The sequence below is a fragment of the Colwellia maritima genome, assembly GCF_022669015.1.
GTDB classification, from domain to species: domain Bacteria; phylum Pseudomonadota; class Gammaproteobacteria; order Enterobacterales; family Alteromonadaceae; genus Colwellia; species Colwellia maritima.
The window spans coordinates 100356-120538 of record NZ_JAKKSL010000007.1; the positions used below are offsets into that span (position 1 = coordinate 100356).

Consider the following 20183-nt stretch of genomic DNA (forward strand, 5'->3'; position numbering starts at 1 on the left):
TAAAAGTGATTGGTTTTTAGTATCTACGAATAATTGGGCTTATTCTGAACCCAGTAAATAACCATATTGATTAGCGATAATTTCCTCTTTGCTATACCGGATCAATAACTCTTCAATCTTTCCATCGTTAACAAGGTCTTTCATTTTTTCATAAACGACCTCACTGAAAACAACCTCGCCAGGCGAGGCAAGATGGTGATGTGAAAAAGGCTTTGTATAAACCTTATTCCTTATTTGATTACTAATTGAATTCATTAAATATTTAAAATCAAACTCAACCGATTGTTTAGCTTGAGCATTAACTAAATCAGATATAATCCATTCAGTCATTTCTTTTTTGTTTAATTTGTTTTTTAAGAATTTATTACAATGTTCAAGTGTAGTTTCAATGTATTTTGATTGAATAAGACTTGGGGTTCTATCGACAATGAGCTCATTCAAATTCAATATTTGAATGTCATTCTTTTTATATTTTTTATGAGTGATAATCTCAAACTCAATGTCTTCCGCACCTTTTTTCTTTTTATATTTTACTTCAATATCAAACTCTTTATGGTTATTAATGTCTGTTACTGCTTTTTTTAGCACCTTTGCATTAAAATGTTTCCACTCAGGATAAACCCCTTCATTAAAAAAACCTAGCTGCTTTCTTAATGAGTCAAATGTTAGTGTAATTTTTTTCTAAACGCATAACTTTTAAAAATCTCATACAATCTAACAGTATTACCAGAATTGAATTGCGAAATCATTTTAAGATCCAAAAGACAATAAGACTCGATAGGTACCATTTCTTCATATACTTCACTCGGCACTCTCACATACATGTTGTCTTTATCTGTACTTGGATCAAACTTCAACCTTGGAAACATCGAGATAAAATCAAACCCATGTTGCCCATCTTCATCAATCGTCTTTAAATTAATTTGTTTTTTAGATAAGCCTTCGGCAGCATTCATTAAATCACGGTTCTTTTGGTTTAACTTGAAAAGTTTTTGATCGAGCTTTTCAACGGGCAGAGTTAAATAGATGCTTTCAGATGAAAATGTTTTGATGTTCTGATCGGATACAGACATATAAAAATCTTTAATGACATTGTATATCTCAATAAACAAATAGCGTTCTAATTTAGTCCGGCTTTGACCATATTCTCCTAGACTGAATTGACGATTAATAGCCCTTAGTTCCCTTTCGTTTTTTTGCTCTATTAATTCCATCACGTTAACATTTTTTATATTTGTCAAACCATTACCTACCAATACTTTACAATTGATTAAAAGTTTCGCTACAAAAAGTTCGACAAAGTTTCTACCTTTAAGAACCATGCAACCCATTAAAAGCAACATTACAATGGCTTTCGACAAAGCTTCTACTTTTGAGCGTCGCCAATCCCCTTTAGAACCACTACTTAAAACACTCTCGACAAAGTTTCTACTTTTGAGTGTCCCCAGTCCCTTTAGAACCACTACTTAAAACACTCTCGACAAAGCTTCTACTTTTGAGTGTTCCCAGTCCCTTTAGAACCACCACTTAAAACACTCTCGACAAAGTTTCTACTTTTGAGTGTTCCCAGTCCCTTTAGAACCACCACTTAAAACACTCTCGACAAAGTTTCTACTTTTGAGTGTCGCCAACCCCTTTAGACACGCCACTTAAAACACTCTCGACAAAGCTTCTACTTTTGAGCGTCGCCAATCCCCTTTAGAACCACTACTTAAAACACTCTCGACAAAGTTTCTACTTTTGAGTGTCCCCAGTCCCTTTAGAACCACTACTTAAAACACTCTCGACAAAGCTTCTACTTTTGAGTGTTCCCAGTCCCTTTAGAACCACCACTTAAAACACTCTCGACAAAGTTTCTACTTTTGAGTGTTCCCAGTCCCTTTAGAACCACCACTTAAAACACTCTCGACAAAGTTTCTACTTTTGAGTGTCGCCAACCCCTTTAGACACGCCACTTAAAACACTCTCGACAAAGCTTCTACTTTTGAATGTTCCCAGTCCCTTTAGAACCACCACTTAAAACACTCTCGACAAAGTTTCTACTTTTGAGTGTTCACAGTCCCTTTAGAACCACCACTTAAAACACTCTCGACAAAGTTTCTACTTTTGAGTGTTTCAATTCCCTTTAGAACAACTACTTAAAAGGCTTTCGACAAAGCTTCTACTTTTGAGTGTCGCCAACCCCTTTAGAACTGCTTGTTAAAACACTTTCGACAAAGTTTCTACTTTTGAAATACTATTTGTCCATCAATTCAAGAATGATGTAGTGTATCTGTTTAACAAAATTATAATTAGGTGTTTTGGTTTACTTAAAAGTTATCCACAAGCAAAAAACAAGCTTTCGACAAACCTTCTACCTACATTACACCTTTTTCGACAAAGCTTCTACCTTAAAATGATTATTTTCGACAAAGTTTCTACTTTTGATTTTTGTTTTCGACAAACCATCTACCTTAATGGTTGTAATCTATTGTTTTAACTGACTTATTATTGCTCCTTATATATCCTTATTAAATACTCTTATATATAACCTTAATAAGAATATTTGGGATACTCTTATTTTTTAATTCAAAGTTACATACGGTAATATTTTCATATCCAATAAAAATTTTGCTTCTCCAAAACGTAAGCGTTTATAAGCAAACCAAACTATAGCATTTTCAATTTTAAGCCTTTTTCCATAAGAAGTATCAATGATAACACCACTTTTAGCAAACTCAGGATGAGCAAACGATAACGCTTTCAATGTTAACTCTGTATCACCGAGTTCATCTAACAAACAAAGATAACGCTCTTGCCATTCATATTTATCATATTCAGCTACAACCGTAAGAATCGCATATATTTTGCCACGTTTAATTTCTGATTCCTTTGACATAATTTAACCTCTAATCTTTTTTAGCTTTACGAATGATGAGTAACAAACGCTTGAAGTAAATTTTGGTGAAAACAATGACTGTAGACAGAAAAAAAACAGCAATGTTTGGGTGTCCAAAAGCAGACCAAAAACGAAGTGCTATCTCGATTGATCCAAATATATAAATGCCGCCGAACCCGACAGCGGCCATTGGCTCATTTGCGATATATTTAATTAAAATATTCAACATAAACCTCATGATTAAACTTCTTTAGTGTATTGATAACCTGAAATGCCGGGTGTTCTAACGCGTTTATAACCAGAATTATTCGCTAATAATTCACACGCAGAACGAATTTTTTGCTGTACCGATTTAGAATCACCCAAAGCGCCACTATTTATAGCTCCACGAATAAGTGTTGATGGTTTAATTGGTGTCTCGGCATTATCAAGAACAGTTCTTACAAAATTAATATATGAAAAATTATTACGAGCCATGTTGGTATCTCCTATTTAAAGAGATGTTAGTGTATTACAGGAAAATTGATGGGCAATAAAGCGGTAGTTGAAATAAAACTATTTTATTAATAGTACAATGTCAGTAAGTGACATTGAGTACATGTTTATCAATACTTAGGGAAAACCTTTTGAAATCAAGGTGTCGCGTGGTAATATCAAAAATAGTCATTTACTTACAGAGTAGAGGAGATCCAAAGTGTTAGTTGTACAAAATGAACATGTACAAAATAATATTACAGTTATTAATTCAAATCATTCTGATATTGAACCCTCCGGCGCCTACTTAATGACGTTAGGTGTAAATAGCCGTCGAACGGTAGCTTCTGTATTAAGCACTATTGCTAAGATGTACAACAAAACCCGACATACTATGAACTGGTTGTCTATTGGATACAATGACATCAGTTTTATAAAAGAATCTCTTGTTAAAAAAAATCTTGAAGCCAGGACTGTTAACGCTTATTTGTGCGCTGTTAAAGGCGTACTTCGTACAGCATGGGCTAATGATTTAATCAGTAAAGATCAGCTTGATCGTATTTTATCTTTTAAAGGAGTTAAGGGTAGTTCAGTAAGAAAAGACAGCCGGATAGAACATGATTATATTGCATCGTTAATTTCATCAATTGATACTGTACACCCTTGGTCTGAACGTGGTGCCAAAACAAAATCTATTCGAGATGCGGCTATGGTAGTGACTATGGCATATCTTGGTTTACGTCGTTCGGAAGTTGTATCTATTACAATGGATAAATATGATCGAGAATCAGGTGTGATCATGATAACCGGCAAGGGGAATCGTCAACGTCGTGTTTTCCTAACAGGGGGTGTCGCAAGGCGTGTTAATTTGTGGATTGATGAAATTCGCACAGATGCCCCAGGGTATCTTTTTTGTCCATTAAAACGTTATGGTAAATTGTCGAACCCAGATACTCAAATGACTTCTCAAGCAGTATATGACATGCTTAATGCTAGGATAGAAGATCTTTGGATTAACAAAAATAAGCCCACACAAACTCAGGCATTATTTTGCAACTACAGCGCTTGAAGATGGGGCTAGTATCGTAACAGTTAGGGATTTACTAGGACATTCGAGTGTAGTGACAACTGAGATTTACATCGCAAAATCGTTAAATGAAGAAAGGACAGCAGCCAGTAGTGTTTCGGCTCGCTGTATTTAATTTTTCACTTTACTTTACTGACTATTAGACGGTTGCGAGTTTTATGATTAGCGGCAATTATAAAACTTTCAATGCTCTAACTAAAAGCAATGACTTCAAAGTGCGCATTGTTGACATTAGCATGTAAATTTTTTCCATATAATTTCTAATGAGTTGTTCGAGTGATATTACTGAGAAGTCCTAGTGATAATTAGAAAAACCTCCATATTGCATCTTCGTTTCTTATTCTAGCTAATTATATTTTCCCTGTTAACAGGGTGTGGTGATTACAATTGATTACAACTCTGTGTTTTAATTTCTGTATTATTTATTTGATTAGGGGTTAACAGTTGCTTTTCTCTCCTTCGTCGCTTATTTTAACTAACTATTTTTTGCCTCTTAATAGGCTATATACAAGGAGTGTACATCATGAAAAGGTTACTAATTCTCGTTCCATTCATTTTTCAAATTCAAGGCTGCAATGATGCAAATGCAACATCACCTGTTCCGGCATCTGAGTATGAAATATTGCATGAAGCGCATTACAATGAATATGCAAATTCTACAAACAAAAGCTTTCTTGTTATAAAAAGCCAAACCGATTATGAATATGAGCTACTTAAAAGAACAAGTGAAGCGATAAAAACAGTAAACTTTGAGGAAGAAACCATTGTATTAATTGATATGGGTATTAGAAATTCTGGTGGTCATACTATTGATATCCAATCTTTTACGGAAGAAAACGATTATATTAGAGCTAAAGTTATTTTAACTTTACCTGGAGGTAACTGTAGTACAACACAAGCCATTACAAACCCTTTTAAACTGATTAAGTTAAAAACAACCAAAGATGTATTAGTAACTGAAGAGTTAAGAGTTAAGAGTTGCTAGTATGTATATCAAGCTAATAAATAAGAACAATAAACAGTTTTCGGTTTTCGTTCCTCAACTTTTAGTAAACAATTTTTGCCCGTTTTTATTAGGGCGTTATCGATACAAAATATAATCCAACCTGTCCAATAGTTGTAATAGCTAATGACCGTTTTGTGGCAAAAGTGACAGTTAAACCAAATCCCTCAAACGACTTAGTTTTTTAGCACTAATAAATATTGGTGCTAATGTTCCCTTGGTGCGCTTAGCGGAAGTTAGCGATCGGTTGTTCGTTAGAACATAGTTGGTGACTCAGCCTTGTTTTATTTTCTTTACTTTAATTATATGAAAGGAAGTAAGTGCTTAATGATAATTAGATAAGTTAATATTCTTGCGCAAAAGTACAAAATATTACATTATGCTTATATCCAAAAGGATAATATATTTTTAAAATTAAAAGGGATAAAAATGAAAAAAGCATTAATTGGGTTAGTCGCGATTATTTTGTTAACAAGTCAAGCATCAGCGCATAGCGGTAGAACGGATAAAAATGGCGGTCATAATTGTAGTAAAAAGTCTATTGAAAAAGGCTTATGTACTGAATATCACTATCATAATGGCCAACCTTTCGCGAACAATGCTAAAGGTCATGAAGATCACAAAAAACATAGTCATGATCACAAGCATGAAGAGAAACCTAAACCTGTTGTTAGTGCTAAGGCATAATTGATAAAGAGCTAATTAGCCCTTTATTAAAAAAAGCTAATACTTCTTTGCTTATTAAACCTATCAACAGCAGTTGAATTATCAATGATTAATAACTTAGTTCATTACCTTTGCCACAGCACCTTGAACGTTTAATAATTGGCTCTGGTAGCTGTAGTAATACGGCTATCTCGGTTTCGCTACGCGACATCATTTTAGCAAAAAATCATCACTTCTTAACTGGGCGTTACCGATACAAAAAATAATTCGAATTCAGTTTTAGTCCGTTAGTGCTAATGTCAGCAATGTGGCAATAGCGCCCAAAATCCCCAATAATTAATGTGTTGAAGTAATAGAATCAATGATATTGAATGAATGGGTAAAGCTGCTTGAGTCATTCCCTTCAGCGTACCCGATGTGAACTGTTTGATAAAGTGCCAGGTCTTCACACTGGCCATGAGTTAAATTAACATTCATTATACGGGTGTGACTTGTGATTTTTCCTTTGATTAAGTGACTATCCGTTGTTCTAAACGAAATACTCGTTTTTCCTTGTTTTTTTAACTGTACGCAATTAGGCGTTTCAATAATAATACCTTGTGTATAAATACTACCTGAAATCCTATCAGCAAAAGCACTGGTGCATAAACATATAGAAAGTAAAATCACACACCGTTTAATCATTGTTAGTATGCCAAAATAACACTTCGAGATGGAATATAAAGACTACGTGCTTCGCCTGCTGAGGTTACGACTAATTGTGCGGGTTCGACACCAAGCTCTACAAGTAATTGTGCTATATTTTTAGCGCGTTTTTCACCTAACCTATGATTATAACCTTTTCCACCACTACTATCAGCCGAGCCTTGCACAGATACTTTTTTGTTTGGGTTACTGATCAGGTAATTCGCATGGGGCTGTATATTGTTTTTTGCATCTTCAGGTAATTTACTGGAATTGAATTCAAACACAAAAATATGTTTGACGCGCTCTTTGTTACGTTCAATCACTTTGTAGGGGGATGGTTTAGGGACTGGGTGAGTGTAGGGCTGCTTTTCAGCCACAACATCATCATCTGAAAATGTAGAGCAACCGGTAAAAAGCAACGTTGAGGCTGCAACCAATAATATTTTCGTATTCATCAAGTATTTCCTTTCGAGTATAGTTGTTTAGATCATACGACAAGTGCAAGAGTAGGAGGTTTATCAGAAGAGGGTAATTTGCTTGCCTAATAAATCTAAGGCTAATAAAGCGGTGATACTATGAGGCTCATTTACAATGTCACCAAACAACATTATAAGTATATCATACCTAAATAACATAAGAGTAAGAGCACCCAGTCCTGTTAACTTTATACCTCATAACCCTAAAAAACTGTTTTTTTTCTCGATTATACTCCTTATGATGGGGCGGCATAAGTCAGAAAAAAAGTAGAAAAAAAAAGAAGAAAAAAGAAATCGTTCATAAGGCAGCAGAGTGTGGGGGATCGGTTTTTTATATATCCTTTAACAGGTATGATATACTTATATCGTCACTGACTGACAATAAAAGGAATAATGATGAAAGATAAAGACAATACACAACGATTACGCGAGCAATATTTCTTCATGATGGATCACATCGAACAACTCGGTATTGTTCTGGCCAACTGTGATTCGCCTCAATCAGTTTGTTTTACATTACCTACCTTGTCTGAAGACGACTTAGGTGATGACCCCGCCATTATCCCCGTTCAAACACTGACAGGAAAACACGCTATCGATGTTGCAATAGGCCACTTGTCACAACATGAAATTAAAGAGCAAGTACCTGGCGTATTTTCTCCTCGCTTACCCGGTGTAATCAGTTTGACGTTAACAGACAAAAAATGCCGTGAGGTGCATCAACGTATTAATGTAATTAACGCACTGAAAACTGACTTTGCTTTATTAGTTCAATCATTATCTCCAAGTGTTGATGTTCGCTTTGAAATTGTTAGTCAGGCTTTGCCTAATCTGATCAAAAAAGCGGTTGCCCGTAAAATACTTGTTGCTCCTGAGCACTGCAAACGTATCGGTTTCTCATGGAAGCGTTTTTTCAGCATACGCAAAAAAACTCCAGAACAATGGGATAAATACCTTGAAAACGCATTAAAAAGTAAGCCTAAAGGGTGTGAGCAAGATAAATGGGAACAATCCATCGCTATTGAGCGTAATATCGTTCGCAATAACAATGATGCAGCTATACTTATCTCACGTAGACCAATTCGCATTACCCCCGCAATGAATGTTGTGATGCAAGAAGGTAAAGTAAAAGCGACAACGATAGTGGCACACTCTCCGCTATGGGTGTTCAATCAAAACCCGACCATTGGGATGTTAAGTGATTTTGGTGCTAACAAAACTAAGCGAAAAACAGTTGAACGTGATGAAACATTGCTGATCTCTCGGTTGCACCTGTATCGCTAACAGTATTGTTTTATAAATATTGAAGTTGTTCATGAGTACAAACCCAGTGCTATGTGGAACAACCCCTAACAGGGGTTAATTCCACATAGCACTGGTTTGTATTCAAGAAACCCTACACCCCCTAAGTTACAATGCCTACAGCGCTTTCGTGCTCATAATTTCTTTAACTAAAACCCACTTAACTCATTGAACAATAATAATATTAATTACATACCTAAATTCAAAACTTCCTAGTAGATTATTTGATCAGCTTTAAAAGTGTGCAATCACGCCAACAAAAGCACCTTTAAATTCAAGATCTGTATATAAATTGTCTAAATTTTCAAATTCCATTTTCACGGCACGATATCCTAAGGTCAGATTAAAATGTCCCACCCTACTCTTAACGAGGTCGTAACTTAAACCAACATGATAGTCAAAAAGTGTATGGTCATTTATTAATGAAAAATCACCTTGAGCAAATACACTTAAGTTAGTTAACGGCAAGATAATGTTGGTAGCAACATACAACATAGGCTCAATTTCGTCGGTTTTTATTTTACCTGTAGGAGTAACAGAACTTGATGTTGGTGTTGATGTACAAGGATTACCTTGCGATGTTTGAGGACAATCATCATCATCATCAATAATTTTTGGCCCTGTAACAGTAACGGCACCACTAAGGGGTTCTAGGGATTTTCCCCTCTAAAGTAACATAAATCGCCATACTCACCATATTTAAAGGCATACAAAGGTGGGTTACTTCTCCAAAGTATGGCAAATTATGAGGTTAACAACCCCTTAAACTTAATTTAATTCCTATGGCTATAAAAAACGAACTATCAATTCTTACCAAAGCTGAGCAGCTTGATCTATATTCTCCGCCGCTATTATCACTTGAACAACAACGATTGTATTTTACGCCAAACGAGATCGAGTTAACAGAGTTGAAAAGTATTCGCCTAAGGGGTTAATTCCACATAGCACTGGTTTGTATTCAAGAAACCCTACACCCCCTAAGTTACAATGCCTACAGCGCTTTCGTGCTCATAATTTCTTTAACTAAAACCCACTTAACTCATTGAACAATAATAATATTAATTACATACCTAAATTCAAAACTTCCTAGTAGATTATTTGATCAGCTTTAAAAGTGTGCAATCACGCCAACAAAAGCACCTTTAAATTCAAGATCTGTATATAAATTGTCTAAATTTTCAAATTCCATTTTCACGGCACGATATCCTAAGGTCAGATTAAAATGTCCCACCCTACTCTTAACGAGGTCGTAACTTAAACCAACATGATAGTCAAAAAGTGTATGGTCATTTATTAATGAAAAATCACCTTGAGCAAATACACTTAAGTTAGTTAACGGCAAGATAATGTTGGTAGCAACATACAACATAGGCTCAATTTCGTCGGTTTTTATTTTACCTGTAGGAGTAACAGAACTTGATGTTGGTGTTGATGTACAAGGATTACCTTGCGATGTTTGAGGACAATCATCATCATCATCAATAATTTTTGGCCCTGTAACAGTAACGGCACCACTAAGGGGTTCTAGGGATTTTCCCCTCTAAAGTAACATAAATCGCCATACTCACCATATTTAAAGGCATACAAAGGTGGGTTACTTCTCCAAAGTATGGCAAATTATGAGGTTAACAACCCCTTAAACTTAATTTAATTCCTATGGCTATAAAAAACGAACTATCAATTCTTACCAAAGCTGAGCAGCTTGATCTATATTCTCCGCCGCTATTATCACTTGAACAACAACGATTGTATTTTACGCCAAACGAGATCGAGTTAACAGAGTTGAAAAGTATTCGCCTAAGGGGTTAATTCCACATAGCACTGGTTTGTATTCAAGAAACCCTACACCCCCTAAGTTACAATGCCTACAGCGCTTTCGTGCTCATAATTTCTTTAACTAAAACCCACTTAACTCATTGAACAATAATAATATTAATTACATACCTAAATTCAAAACTTCCTAGTAGATTATTTGATCAGCTTTAAAAGTGTGCAATCACGCCAACAAAAGCACCTTTAAATTCAAGATCTGTATATAAATTGTCTAAATTTTCAAATTCCATTTTCACGGCACGATATCCTAAGGTCAGATTAAAATGTCCCACCCTACTCTTAACGAGGTCGTAACTTAAACCAACATGATAGTCAAAAAGTGTATGGTCATTTATTAATGAAAAATCACCTTGAGCAAATACACTTAAGTTAGTTAACGGCAAGATAATGTTGGTAGCAACATACAACATAGGCTCAATTTCGTCGGTTTTTATTTTACCTGTAGGAGTAACAGAACTTGATGTTGGTGTTGATGTACAAGGATTACCTTGCGATGTTTGAGGACAATCATCATCATCATCAATAATTTTTGGCCCTGTAACAGTAACGGCACCACTAAGGGGTTCTAGGGATTTTCCCCTCTAAAGTAACATAAATCGCCATACTCACCATATTTAAAGGCATACAAAGGTGGGTTACTTCTCCAAAGTATGGCAAATTATGAGGTTAACAACCCCTTAAACTTAATTTAATTCCTATGGCTATAAAAAACGAACTATCAATTCTTACCAAAGCTGAGCAGCTTGATCTATATTCTCCGCCGCTATTATCACTTGAACAACAACGATTGTATTTTACGCCAAACGAGATCGAGTTAACAGAGTTGAAAAGTATTCGCCTAAGGGGTTAATTCCACATAGCACTGGTTTGTATTCAAGAAACCCTACACCCCCTAAGTTACAATGCCTACAGCGCTTTCGTGCTCATAATTTCTTTAACTAAAACCCACTTAACTCATTGAACAATAATAATATTAATTACATACCTAAATTCAAAACTTCCTAGTAGATTATTTGATCAGCTTTAAAAGTGTGCAATCACGCCAACAAAAGCACCTTTAAATTCAAGATCTGTATATAAATTGTCTAAATTTTCAAATTCCATTTTCACGGCACGATATCCTAAGGTCAGATTAAAATGTCCCACCCTACTCTTAACGAGGTCGTAACTTAAACCAACATGATAGTCAAAAAGTGTATGGTCATTTATTAATGAAAAATCACCTTGAGCAAATACACTTAAGTTAGTTAACGGCAAGATAATGTTGGTAGCAACATACAACATAGGCTCAATTTCGTCGGTTTTTATTTTACCTGTAGGAGTAACAGAACTTGATGTTGGTGTTGATGTACAAGGATTACCTTGCGATGTTTGAGGACAATCATCATCATCATCAATAATTTTTGGCCCTGTAACAGTAACGGCACCACTAAAGTCTCTAGCGGTTAAACCCAAATCAAATGAAAATAAACCATTATCAAATAATTCATAATATAAGGTGTAGTCGATATAACTGACGTTAAAACTGACATTAACATCGTCATCAATAGGAAAGGTTTCACTGCCGAAGCTAAATGCTTGCGTTAAGGTAGCTTTACCTGTGGTATCAAGCGTTGTACTTGAAATGCGTACATTAGGGAGCAAAGGAAAAGGATGTTCAACGGCAACAAAGTAGTTAATTTGTTGCTCTTTTTTTAAATTAAAATCAATTAGTCTGTTTTCTTCACCAAAAATACCACTTGCTTCACTCTGCCAAATTTGGCTGCCAAGGTATAGACCAACTGTATCTGCTTGTACGTTAGCTGTAAAAAGTGCAACAAGCGTTGCTGAAAAAGCTGTTTTTTTCATCTAATTAATATCCTTATTTACGAATGACCATGTTCCATTTTTAAATACTCACTATCACCTTTATAACCACAAGAGGCCGTAAAAAGCGCTATTAACACAATAATCAATCGTAACTCATACATCGATTCAAGTTAAGATAAATCTAACAATTAAGCATTTACCTCGTACGGCTAGCGCATTTTAACAGGGTTAAGTGGTAATCATCGTCTAGCTCTGCCACTTACTTTTTCCTCGCCATAAGCCGACTTGGTTATATCCTGTTTAAATAGTGCCATTACTACCTTTCGCATCATATTGTTCTATAAGTTCAATTTATAATGAATATATCGTAAGTATTCAATAAAAAAAGAATTATTTATTGTTGACAATAAATTTATCCTATGTTTTTTATTTGTTTTGCAGGGATCATTCAGTTATTACATTGAGCGTAATTAATCATTATCTAGTCATTGTTGTAATTAACTTATTCTAAATAACCCTATTTAGAATTTTTGTATCCTTGTTATTTTTAATATTAACAAAGGATTATTAATAATGAAAAAGATATATACATTGATTCCATTAATCTTCACGGCGTTTGTTTCTACGTCTACTTTAGCCGCAACAGGTATTTGCACTTTAAACCTTGTGAAGGAGGATGGAAATTTTGCGCCTAGTGATTATGGACCTGGTGGCATGGTTACATACGATGTAGTAATGCCATTTACAGATGGATATTACCCTAATTGGACCACTAGCCACCTAAGCCTAGACTACCCTTTAGTAATTGTATTACTTATCAGGGTGCTCCGTATACAGCGAAAATAACTTCAGTAACTTACAATTATACATTTCAAGAAGCCGTATTAGTTGCTGACTATGAAGTAATGATGGGTTTCTTTGGTGCACAACCGCAGAACCAATTTATTTACCCTAAAAAGCGAGACGGTGGCTATCCTAGAGGATCTGGCATTCCGGTGAATGGAGGTGGCGTTTATAATGGAGTAAATAATCAATTCTTAAATACAATAGATTTGGAGTTACGATCACGAGTGAATAACCCCGCAGTTAATGCTGATTGCCCTTCATACTATGATAGAGATGAGTGTAGAACTAAAAACTCTCGATTAACACTATTTACTGTAGATATTGGTCGGACAAGCAATTAACAAAGACACCTACTGTTAATTGATAAGTCAGAGCCTCTCAACTAAGGTTAAACAACCTATATAATTGAGAGGTTTTTTATTATACCGATTCTAATAAACAGACAAATAAGTGTGCAAGATACTTCGTATTATCATAACGTGTGTGAATTTTTTATGTGATGAAGATAACCATACAGCTGTCTTTCCGCACCCACTAAAAGTTATTTATTTTTTATACTATGTCAGTTCGAAAAATACACAGTGAGCATTTTATAGGCAACGCTATTTAAAATTAGTCACCCTCGAATTCTTCAGCATAGAGTTTATTGCTCAATACTTCTTCTACTTTTGATAATACGCTCTCGATTTTTTCAAGTGCTTCTATTGCGCCAGTAACACCACCGACCATCTCTTCAACTTCTTCGAGAAATTTTTCCAATGATCCATGCGTTTCTTTATTATAACTATAATCGAGTGCTCGCTTTGAAAGAGCATGTAGACCGTCAAGCTCTGCGAGTAAATTTGAATTACTGGCTGCACCGGCTAAATCACCTAAGTTAAAAAATTCATGCGAATCCAATTCGTCTGTAATCTCACCGTATTGTTCTTCAGTAATTGCCATTATTCTCACCACTTAAAAAAGTATTGGTTTTCATTATCATAAAAAAAATTTTGGTATTAAAACAAAACTTCAATTAAATGCATTACCCTATAGCATATTGGATATCGAATTCTGTCGCTTTAGTAATTACTTGCACTTTTTGGGCGTGCTTTTTCAACTCAACAATACCGTACTTTTCCATGGTTTTAAGTGTACGGCTCAAGTTACTGGTGTGTCGCCCACTTAAGCGAGCAAGTTCACCAAGAGTTTCTGGGTGATGCTCGTTGATTAGTTTTAATAATCGGATATTGTTATCACTTAATACTTCTCCAAGTGATTTCATAGAGCTAAACCATATTTTTGGATCCTCACGCTTGGGTGTGATTTTTCCTGCCGCAATATCAAGAATCCTGCGTTGAAATTCATCTCTGGGCATAATGCCAATTTTTAACTTACTCATTGTGCAACCTCGCTTAAAATTCGGTTAACCTCGGTGAAAAAATCATTTAACAATTGTTGTGCACTGGAAAATATATAAGGCGTACCTTTGTCGACCGCTGATTTATGTAGGTGATCGTATGCGATAATCCGCCCCTTAAATCTACCTTTCTTTCTTGATTTTACAGCATGCGCGTTATCGAACCCCATAATCCGCTTATTATGATTATTGTGTAGCGTCAGGTTATAGCGGATCCCGTGAGGAATTTCCTTACTAGGCTCAACCTCCCACGCTTCTATTTTGTACCAATAGCTATTATCTTCGGTATATTCTGTGCCATGAAGCTCCAACAATACATCCGGCCCAGGATCTTTTTCCATATGTTATTTTTTCTCTGCTTTCTATTATCACCTGATGATAATAAGCTTATCAGGCTAATAGCAATTTGTCATCTCTATTACAGTAATTAAAACGGTCGTTTTCTTGGTTCATTATATTTTGACGATAATATGCCGAAAAACAACCAATAAACCCATTGTTTTAAACTATGCAAGATTGTAGTATGAATTTTATCTTTATTGGCTCAAGTTTGTCTTATGTTTATCGGTTATGCTCGCGTTTCAAAATCAGACGGCTCTCAAGTGCCGGATTTACAGATAGATGCACTTATTCAAGCAGGAGTAGATAATAATAGGATTTATCACGATCATGCATCCAGTCGCAAGGATTCACGCCCTGGATTAGAAGCTTGTCTTAAAGCACTGCAACCAGGCAACACTCTTATTGTCTGGAAGCCGGATCGATTAGGGAGAGATATGAAAGATCTTGTCTCTTTAGTTGATGACTTGGAAAGCAAAAAAATAAATTTTAAAGTGCTTACGGGAACTGGTGCAGAAATTGACACTACAACGGCCAATGGACGACTAATTTTTGGTATTTTCGCTGCATTAGCAGAATATGAACGCGAATTAATACGTGAACGTACAAATGCAGGTTTAGCTGCGGCTCGTGCGAGAGGTCGTAAGGGAGGACGTCCGCCAAAAATGGATAAATCTACATTAAAGATGGCAATGACTGCAATGTCAGATAAAAATGCAGTCTCATTGGATATTGCCAAACGCCTAGGCATGACCACAACTACCTTATATAAATATGTTAACGGTGACGGAACATTAAAAGCTGAAGGTGAGCATTTAATGAATAAATAAAGGAGTATGTACTTTGGCCATCAACAACAGCCTTAACATTTTAACGAGTGAAGAAATTGATGAACTTTACGAAATTCCCAAAATAGATGCGGAAGATAGAGAGCTGCTCTTTGAGATCACAGTAGAAGATGAAGTTTATCTTGAGCAACAGAAGAGTATTTATAATAAAATTAACTATATTCTCCAATCAGGATATTTTCGAGCATCCCGACAATTTTATAACTTTGCATTTTCAGATGTTCGAGATGATACCTGGTTTATCATTAATCGTTATTTCCCACACACTCACTTTCCAAAAAAGCTAACATCCAAAGGTAAGCATTACGCAGCCCAAAAAGCGATTTTAAGTATCTACAGTTATAAGCGTTACGAGGCATCATTTGGCATAGAGGTGAGCCGACAAGCTAAACGCTTATCAAAAAGAGATATATCCCCACGCTTTATATTTGATGAATTATTAAATTTTTTCGAAAAGCATCAAATTGTACGACCTAAATATTCGACTTTACAAGACCTGGTATCATTGGCTATACAGCGTGAAGAAAAACGTTTAGCGAAAAAACTTGGCACTTTACTAGATAAAACATCTCGGGATACATTAGATGGACTGTTGGCAGATGAACAAACAATCACTGGTTTGACGCTCTTAAAACAAGATCCTAAGAGTTTTGCCACAAATGAAATGCGTAAAGAACTCAAAAAGCAGCAAAAAATAGTTGAGATTTTTCAACAGTCAAAATCTATTATTTCCAAGTGGCAATATCCCGACAAAATATCCAGTATTATGCCGACATATGTGATTTTTATGATGTCTATCAACTCAAACGATTCGAACTCATGAAGTCCCGATTATGTATGATGTGTTTTGTTTGGCAGCGATTCATCAAATTGAATGATCATTTAACAACGTATTTGGTACATAAAATTCAAGGCTACGAAAAGCATGCCGAAGTTGATGCAGGAGAAAAAATACTTGAGGCAAAATTGGGTGTAGGTGAAGATCGAAAATTAGCAAGTCAAATGCTCAAAGTTGTTAATAATCAAAATATACACCAAGATCAAATTCGGCCAAAATGTTATGCGATCATCAAAAAAGACAACTTTGATGAATTCACTAATAAATTGGCTGAGCCTGAAGTTAATAACAAAAAATATGAGTGGGAATATTACAGCAAAGAGCATAATGCAATAAAAACCAATTTGCGTAGTACCTTTATGGCGATTGATTTTAGCTGTGGTAATAATCATCACCTTAACAATGCCATTAATTTTATTAAGAAATTAATGTTATCCAAAGATAAAATGGATGATAGGTTAGCTTCAGAAGTACCTACCGACTTCATTTCTACCGCGCAACTAAAGTATATTACCTATAAAGGCTCAGTAAAATTCACGCAGGGATCTAAAGATGATGACCACGATGTAAAGTTTGTTAATATCAAGCGATATGAAGTCATGTTATACCGCTCTCTTGCACAAACAATTAAATCAGGAAGCACTTTTATTTCAGACAGTGTCAATTATCGTCATTTGGAGGATGATTTGATTTCCCTTGAAAGATGGAATAAGGATAAAGCTAAAATATTAAATGAGCTTTCTGACTGCCTTAATCTCAAATCAATTGTGGAATTACTCCAGGAGAAAGAGATTGAATTAGAATCTCTATATAAGATGGTTAATGCACGTATAAAGTCAAAAGAAAATAAAGAAATAAAAATCAATGAAAACAACCTATCCTGGACACTGCCGTACAAAAGGGCAGAAGATAAAGCTAACAATCCTTTTTACCAGGATATTGAAACGAAAAGTATCTCAAAAGTTATCGATTACACAGCTAAACATACAGGTTTTTTTGATAGTTTCACCCACATACTCAATAAAGGATCTAAATCAAAAGCCCAACCTGATTACCTGAAAGCATATTTTGTTGCACAAGGCACATCAATAGGGAACAAGCGTATCGCTGAATCATCAGATGTAAGCTTGGAAAACTTAAAAAATATTGCGGGTAAATTTATCCGAATTGATTCTATGATTGATGCCAGTGATCAAATCATTAATAAAACAGCCCAACTTCCGATATTCAATAATTATAATTTGTCTGATTATGGCATTCATGCCAGTTTAGATGGACAAAAGCTCGAAACAAGATATCAAACAGTACAGTCAAGATACTCAACAAAATATTTTGGCTATGGTAAAGGTGTTGTATCTTATAGTTTAATTGCTAATCATTTGCCTGTTAATACCAAGATAATTGGTGCTAATGAACACGAGAGTCACTATGTATTAGATATCGTATATAATAATACTAGCGATCTTAATATCACGTCAGTTTCTGGAGACATGCATTCGATCAATCGCGTTAATTTTGCTTTGATGAATTTATTTGGCTATGACTTCATGCCAAGATTTACTCAATTAAATATGAAAGCTGAGAAAAATTTAGTTGCATTCAATAAACCAAGTGAATACTCAGAATTGTTGATTAAACCATCGAGCCAGGTTAATAAACAACTTATTATTGATGAATGGGACAACATATTACGAATCCTTGCCTCATTAGCGCTAAAAGAAACCGGCCCAAAGTACCATCATCAGAAAATTATCATCATATTCAAAGAAAAACCCTACGTTAAAGGCACTTATCGAGTTTGATAAAATGACTATGAGCATATATATGCTTAACTACATTAATGATATCGATTTGAGAAGACGAGTAAGTAGAGCATTAAACAGAGGTGAGGCATTTCATCAATTACGAGCCGGAATTCTTCAAATTAGCGGCAAAAAACTATTAGGTAAAACTGACAAGGCGTATGAGATAAGCAATCAATGCAACAAAATATTAGCTTGCTGTATTATTTACTACAACACATCGATACTTTCCGAGTTATTAGCAAAGGCTGAAGCTGCTAATGATGAAGTGTTATGTAGTCAAATTAAGCGTTTTTCACCTGTAGCTTGGCAGCACATTAACTTACTCGGAAATTTTGAATTTAGGCATACAGATAATGTTATTGATATTCAAGATGTTACTAAATTTGCAGTTGAAAACAGTATAAACACAAAAACGACTGAAAGCCCTTTAAATTAAGGGCTGTAGACTTTCATGAATACAAACCAGTGCTATGTGGAATTACCCCCTAACAAGAATAATTAGGCTTTAAATCCATTGCACGGAATAAATCGATACCGTGATTAAGCCCATGTTCTTTTTGTGCTGCCGGCTCATTAATTAATGTTGGGTAACTCAAGTGATAACCTTGCAAGTAATCGGCACCGCTTTTTTTAGCTATCGCTAACAAGTCTTCGTTTTCCACACCTTCAACGATGCACTTTGCGCCAATTTCATGAACGAATGAAACGATACTATTTAGAATATGATTATTACGCTTGGTATGACTCGATAAGTTTAATATGCTTCGGTCTAACTTCACAATATGAGGACGGAGCATGATAATACGCTCAAAATTGGAATAACCAGATCCGAAATCGTCAATAGCAATTAAATGTCCCTTGCGTCGTGCAAGCGCAACATTATGTAAAAAGGCTTCATTGTTTTCTTTTTCAAAAGCTAATTCAGTTACTTCAATGATCACGGTATTGGCGCTGATAGCGTTGTCGTCAAACCATCTAAGCGCATGAATAAAATCAGGTGATGCTATTTGAGAGGGCGTAAAGTTAACGAAATACATTGAATATTCGTAAGTGTCATAGAGTGACTTAATAGCTAACGCTTTATCTTTAACCAGTGCATCTAAATGTAAAACAAATAAATGGGGTTCTTCCAAGAAGTTATTAAGTGTTTTTTCTTTCATTCCTCTAAATAATATCTCACAAGCGACTGGTTTTAAGCATTGGTTGTCACAAATTGATTGATGGGCAAATGCCGCCTGAGTGCCTGCAGTGTTTTGTAAGTTCATAAAGTCGATCTTAATAGTGGATGATAGAACATGAGGTGATTATATTATTTCTCAAAAAAGAGCAGGGTAGTTAGAGGCGGTTAATATTCGCCTCTAATCTTTAATGATGATTATTTTTACAATAAAACCTCTTTAATTAAGGCGACTTCCATGTCTTTGACTTTTTCATAACCTTCGGTTATCTGGGTGTTAAATTCTTCTTTGGATGTTTTGATAATAAGCGTACCTATTCTACGGTCACGTTCAATATCAAACATCGGTTTATCAAACACTAAACACCATGGCTCGCCAGGTATGTTTGAATGGTACATTAGTTTTTTCGTTACGGTATCAACGCGAATACTGCGCTTAAAAAGTGGTAACACTAAAGCTAAAACAACAAAAACATGAAAGAAAGCCGGCGTAACACCTCCGTACAAAAAAAGTGTCGAAGCGTCATAGATATATCAATCACAGCCCAAAATAGCGCAAAATAATACCCACCTTTATAAACAGGGTGGTGTATAGCAGGTCTATAATTAAAAATACTCATAAAATAATAAATAACCGTGTTTTAGATTAAAAGTAAGCTTACCTGTCTTCTTGTGTAAAAGTATTTATTAGAGGAGCTAAAATTGCCTTTCTAACA

At 35.3% G+C, this 20183-nt stretch carries 30 protein-coding genes; 14 read left to right on the forward strand and 16 right to left on the reverse strand.

The annotated features are described in order from the left end of the window. Window positions 1–39: 39 nt before the first annotated feature. The 5 genes from L3081_RS27550 to L3081_RS24630 all read right to left on the reverse strand — a co-directional run bounded on the left by L3081_RS27550 (window position 40) and on the right by L3081_RS24630 (window position 3355). A complete protein-coding gene (locus tag L3081_RS27550) occupies window positions 40–675 on the reverse strand; it encodes a hypothetical protein (protein WP_338027501.1) in 636 nt (211 codons plus the stop codon). After that, window positions 666–1463, reverse strand: a complete 798-nt coding sequence (locus tag L3081_RS28780; protein WP_338027493.1) for a RepB family plasmid replication initiator protein — start codon at window positions 1461–1463, stop codon at window positions 666–668. The genes L3081_RS27550 and L3081_RS28780 overlap by 10 nt, the downstream gene beginning before the upstream one ends. A gap of 1100 nt (window positions 1464–2563) precedes the next feature. Continuing rightward, window positions 2564–2878, reverse strand: a complete 315-nt coding sequence (locus L3081_RS24620) for a hypothetical protein (RefSeq protein ID WP_242289115.1) — start codon at window positions 2876–2878, stop codon at window positions 2564–2566. A gap of 10 nt (window positions 2879–2888) precedes the next feature. Then, complete coding sequence (locus L3081_RS24625) at window positions 2889–3107, reverse strand: hypothetical protein (RefSeq protein WP_242289117.1); 219 nt, start codon at window positions 3105–3107, stop codon at window positions 2889–2891. A gap of 11 nt (window positions 3108–3118) precedes the next feature. Further along, on the reverse strand, window positions 3119–3355 hold the full coding sequence (locus L3081_RS24630) for a hypothetical protein (RefSeq protein ID WP_242289120.1): 237 nt from the start codon (window positions 3353–3355) through the stop codon (window positions 3119–3121). 217 nt (window positions 3356–3572) lie between these two features. On the opposite strand from L3081_RS24630, the gene L3081_RS27560 reads away from it, so the two are divergent. From L3081_RS27560 to L3081_RS24645, 4 genes are all read left to right on the forward strand, one after another. Then, window positions 3573–4421 (forward strand): tyrosine-type recombinase/integrase, encoded by an 849-nt coding sequence (locus L3081_RS27560; protein ID WP_420839789.1) that lies wholly within the window; start codon window positions 3573–3575, stop codon window positions 4419–4421. Further along, entirely contained in the window at window positions 4375–4554 is a 180-nt protein-coding gene (locus tag L3081_RS27565) for a tyrosine-type recombinase/integrase (RefSeq protein ID WP_420839792.1), read from the forward strand. The genes L3081_RS27560 and L3081_RS27565 overlap by 47 nt, the downstream gene beginning before the upstream one ends. Before the next feature lie 408 nt (window positions 4555–4962). Next, the gene (locus L3081_RS24640; protein WP_242289122.1) at window positions 4963–5424 is read left to right on the forward strand and encodes a protease complex subunit PrcB family protein; all 462 of its coding nucleotides are present in this window, start codon (window positions 4963–4965) and stop codon (window positions 5422–5424) included. A 447-nt stretch (window positions 5425–5871) separates the two neighbouring features. Beyond that, entirely contained in the window at window positions 5872–6129 is a 258-nt protein-coding gene (locus L3081_RS24645) for a YHYH domain-containing protein (RefSeq protein WP_242289123.1), read from the forward strand. A 315-nt stretch (window positions 6130–6444) separates the two neighbouring features. Here the strand turns inward: L3081_RS24645 and L3081_RS24650 are convergent, their stop codons facing one another. Both L3081_RS24650 and L3081_RS24655 read right to left on the reverse strand, forming a co-directional pair. Continuing rightward, window positions 6445–6792 carry a hypothetical protein gene (locus tag L3081_RS24650; RefSeq protein ID WP_242289124.1) on the reverse strand — a complete coding sequence of 116 codons (348 nt, stop codon included), beginning with the start codon at window positions 6790–6792 and terminating at the stop codon, window positions 6445–6447. Window positions 6793–6794: 2 nt separating this feature from the next. Next, a complete protein-coding gene (locus tag L3081_RS24655) occupies window positions 6795–7250 on the reverse strand; it encodes an OmpA family protein (RefSeq protein ID WP_242289125.1) in 456 nt (151 codons plus the stop codon). 417 nt (window positions 7251–7667) lie between these two features. Here L3081_RS24655 and L3081_RS24660 point away from each other — a divergent pair, with 417 nt between their 5' ends. Continuing rightward, window positions 7668–8555 (forward strand): DNA replication terminus site-binding protein, encoded by an 888-nt coding sequence (locus L3081_RS24660; RefSeq protein ID WP_242289127.1) that lies wholly within the window; start codon window positions 7668–7670, stop codon window positions 8553–8555. 252 nt (window positions 8556–8807) lie between these two features. Here the strand turns inward: L3081_RS24660 and L3081_RS24665 are convergent, their stop codons facing one another. Then, window positions 8808–9041: a porin family protein gene (locus L3081_RS24665; RefSeq protein ID WP_242289129.1), complete on the reverse strand. Its 234-nt coding sequence runs from the start codon at window positions 9039–9041 to the stop codon at window positions 8808–8810. 314 nt (window positions 9042–9355) lie between these two features. Between L3081_RS24665 and L3081_RS24670 the strand changes: the two genes are divergently transcribed. Further along, window positions 9356–9508: a DUF4158 domain-containing protein gene (locus L3081_RS24670; RefSeq protein WP_242289131.1), complete on the forward strand. Its 153-nt coding sequence runs from the start codon at window positions 9356–9358 to the stop codon at window positions 9506–9508. A gap of 173 nt (window positions 9509–9681) precedes the next feature. On the opposite strand, the gene L3081_RS24675 is transcribed toward L3081_RS24670, so the two are convergent. Then, the gene (locus L3081_RS24675; RefSeq protein ID WP_242289129.1) at window positions 9682–9915 is read right to left on the reverse strand and encodes a porin family protein; all 234 of its coding nucleotides are present in this window, start codon (window positions 9913–9915) and stop codon (window positions 9682–9684) included. A gap of 314 nt (window positions 9916–10229) precedes the next feature. Between L3081_RS24675 and L3081_RS24680 the strand changes: the two genes are divergently transcribed. Then, the gene (locus tag L3081_RS24680; RefSeq protein WP_242289131.1) at window positions 10230–10382 is read left to right on the forward strand and encodes a DUF4158 domain-containing protein; all 153 of its coding nucleotides are present in this window, start codon (window positions 10230–10232) and stop codon (window positions 10380–10382) included. A gap of 173 nt (window positions 10383–10555) precedes the next feature. On the opposite strand, the gene L3081_RS24685 is transcribed toward L3081_RS24680, so the two are convergent. Continuing rightward, window positions 10556–10789 carry a porin family protein gene (locus tag L3081_RS24685; protein WP_242289129.1) on the reverse strand — a complete coding sequence of 78 codons (234 nt, stop codon included), beginning with the start codon at window positions 10787–10789 and terminating at the stop codon, window positions 10556–10558. Between the two features lie 314 nt (window positions 10790–11103). On the opposite strand from L3081_RS24685, the gene L3081_RS24690 reads away from it, so the two are divergent. Beyond that, window positions 11104–11256 (forward strand): DUF4158 domain-containing protein, encoded by a 153-nt coding sequence (locus L3081_RS24690; protein ID WP_242289131.1) that lies wholly within the window; start codon window positions 11104–11106, stop codon window positions 11254–11256. A 173-nt stretch (window positions 11257–11429) separates the two neighbouring features. Here L3081_RS24690 and L3081_RS24695 read toward each other — a convergent pair whose 3' ends face one another. Continuing rightward, window positions 11430–12254 (reverse strand): TIGR04219 family outer membrane beta-barrel protein, encoded by an 825-nt coding sequence (locus L3081_RS24695; RefSeq protein ID WP_182253899.1) that lies wholly within the window; start codon window positions 12252–12254, stop codon window positions 11430–11432. A gap of 534 nt (window positions 12255–12788) precedes the next feature. Here L3081_RS24695 and L3081_RS24700 point away from each other — a divergent pair. Both L3081_RS24700 and L3081_RS24705 read left to right on the forward strand, forming a co-directional pair. Further along, complete coding sequence (locus L3081_RS24700) at window positions 12789–13061, forward strand: hypothetical protein (RefSeq protein ID WP_242289133.1); 273 nt, start codon at window positions 12789–12791, stop codon at window positions 13059–13061. A 59-nt stretch (window positions 13062–13120) separates the two neighbouring features. Continuing rightward, window positions 13121–13402, forward strand: a complete 282-nt coding sequence (locus L3081_RS24705) for a hypothetical protein (RefSeq protein ID WP_242289135.1) — start codon at window positions 13121–13123, stop codon at window positions 13400–13402. A 271-nt stretch (window positions 13403–13673) separates the two neighbouring features. On the opposite strand, the gene L3081_RS24710 is transcribed toward L3081_RS24705, so the two are convergent. The 3 genes from L3081_RS24710 to L3081_RS24720 form a co-directional block, all read right to left on the reverse strand. Next, window positions 13674–14003, reverse strand: coding sequence for a hypothetical protein (locus L3081_RS24710; RefSeq protein ID WP_182253895.1), 330 nt, complete (start codon window positions 14001–14003; stop codon window positions 13674–13676). 82 nt (window positions 14004–14085) lie between these two features. Next, a complete protein-coding gene (locus L3081_RS24715) occupies window positions 14086–14442 on the reverse strand; it encodes an HVO_A0114 family putative DNA-binding protein (protein ID WP_182253893.1) in 357 nt (118 codons plus the stop codon). Continuing rightward, window positions 14439–14801 carry a toxin-antitoxin system TumE family protein gene (locus tag L3081_RS24720; RefSeq protein WP_242289137.1) on the reverse strand — a complete coding sequence of 121 codons (363 nt, stop codon included), beginning with the start codon at window positions 14799–14801 and terminating at the stop codon, window positions 14439–14441. The genes L3081_RS24715 and L3081_RS24720 overlap by 4 nt, the downstream gene beginning before the upstream one ends. Before the next feature lie 216 nt (window positions 14802–15017). Here L3081_RS24720 and L3081_RS24725 point away from each other — a divergent pair, with 216 nt between their 5' ends. From L3081_RS24725 to L3081_RS27570, 4 genes are read left to right on the forward strand one after another with little or no spacing between them, the layout of a single operon-like run. Continuing rightward, window positions 15018–15629 (forward strand): recombinase family protein, encoded by a 612-nt coding sequence (locus L3081_RS24725; RefSeq protein WP_242282667.1) that lies wholly within the window; start codon window positions 15018–15020, stop codon window positions 15627–15629. Between the two features lie 13 nt (window positions 15630–15642). Further along, window positions 15643–16470, forward strand: coding sequence for a DUF4158 domain-containing protein (locus L3081_RS24730; protein ID WP_242289138.1), 828 nt, complete (start codon window positions 15643–15645; stop codon window positions 16468–16470). Beyond that, complete coding sequence (locus L3081_RS28785) at window positions 16467–18287, forward strand: Tn3 family transposase (protein WP_338027494.1); 1821 nt, start codon at window positions 16467–16469, stop codon at window positions 18285–18287. Before L3081_RS24730 ends, L3081_RS28785 begins: the two co-directional genes overlap by 4 nt. After that, window positions 18226–18726 carry a transposase gene (locus tag L3081_RS27570; RefSeq protein ID WP_242288891.1) on the forward strand — a complete coding sequence of 167 codons (501 nt, stop codon included), beginning with the start codon at window positions 18226–18228 and terminating at the stop codon, window positions 18724–18726. Before L3081_RS28785 ends, L3081_RS27570 begins: the two co-directional genes overlap by 62 nt. A gap of 49 nt (window positions 18727–18775) precedes the next feature. On the opposite strand, the gene L3081_RS24740 is transcribed toward L3081_RS27570, so the two are convergent. Both L3081_RS24740 and L3081_RS24745 read right to left on the reverse strand, forming a co-directional pair. Beyond that, on the reverse strand, window positions 18776–19555 hold the full coding sequence (locus tag L3081_RS24740) for an EAL domain-containing protein (protein WP_242289139.1): 780 nt from the start codon (window positions 19553–19555) through the stop codon (window positions 18776–18778). Between the two features lie 116 nt (window positions 19556–19671). Beyond that, window positions 19672–19974, reverse strand: coding sequence for a hypothetical protein (locus tag L3081_RS24745; protein ID WP_242289140.1), 303 nt, complete (start codon window positions 19972–19974; stop codon window positions 19672–19674). Window positions 19975–20183: the final 209 nt, after the last annotated feature.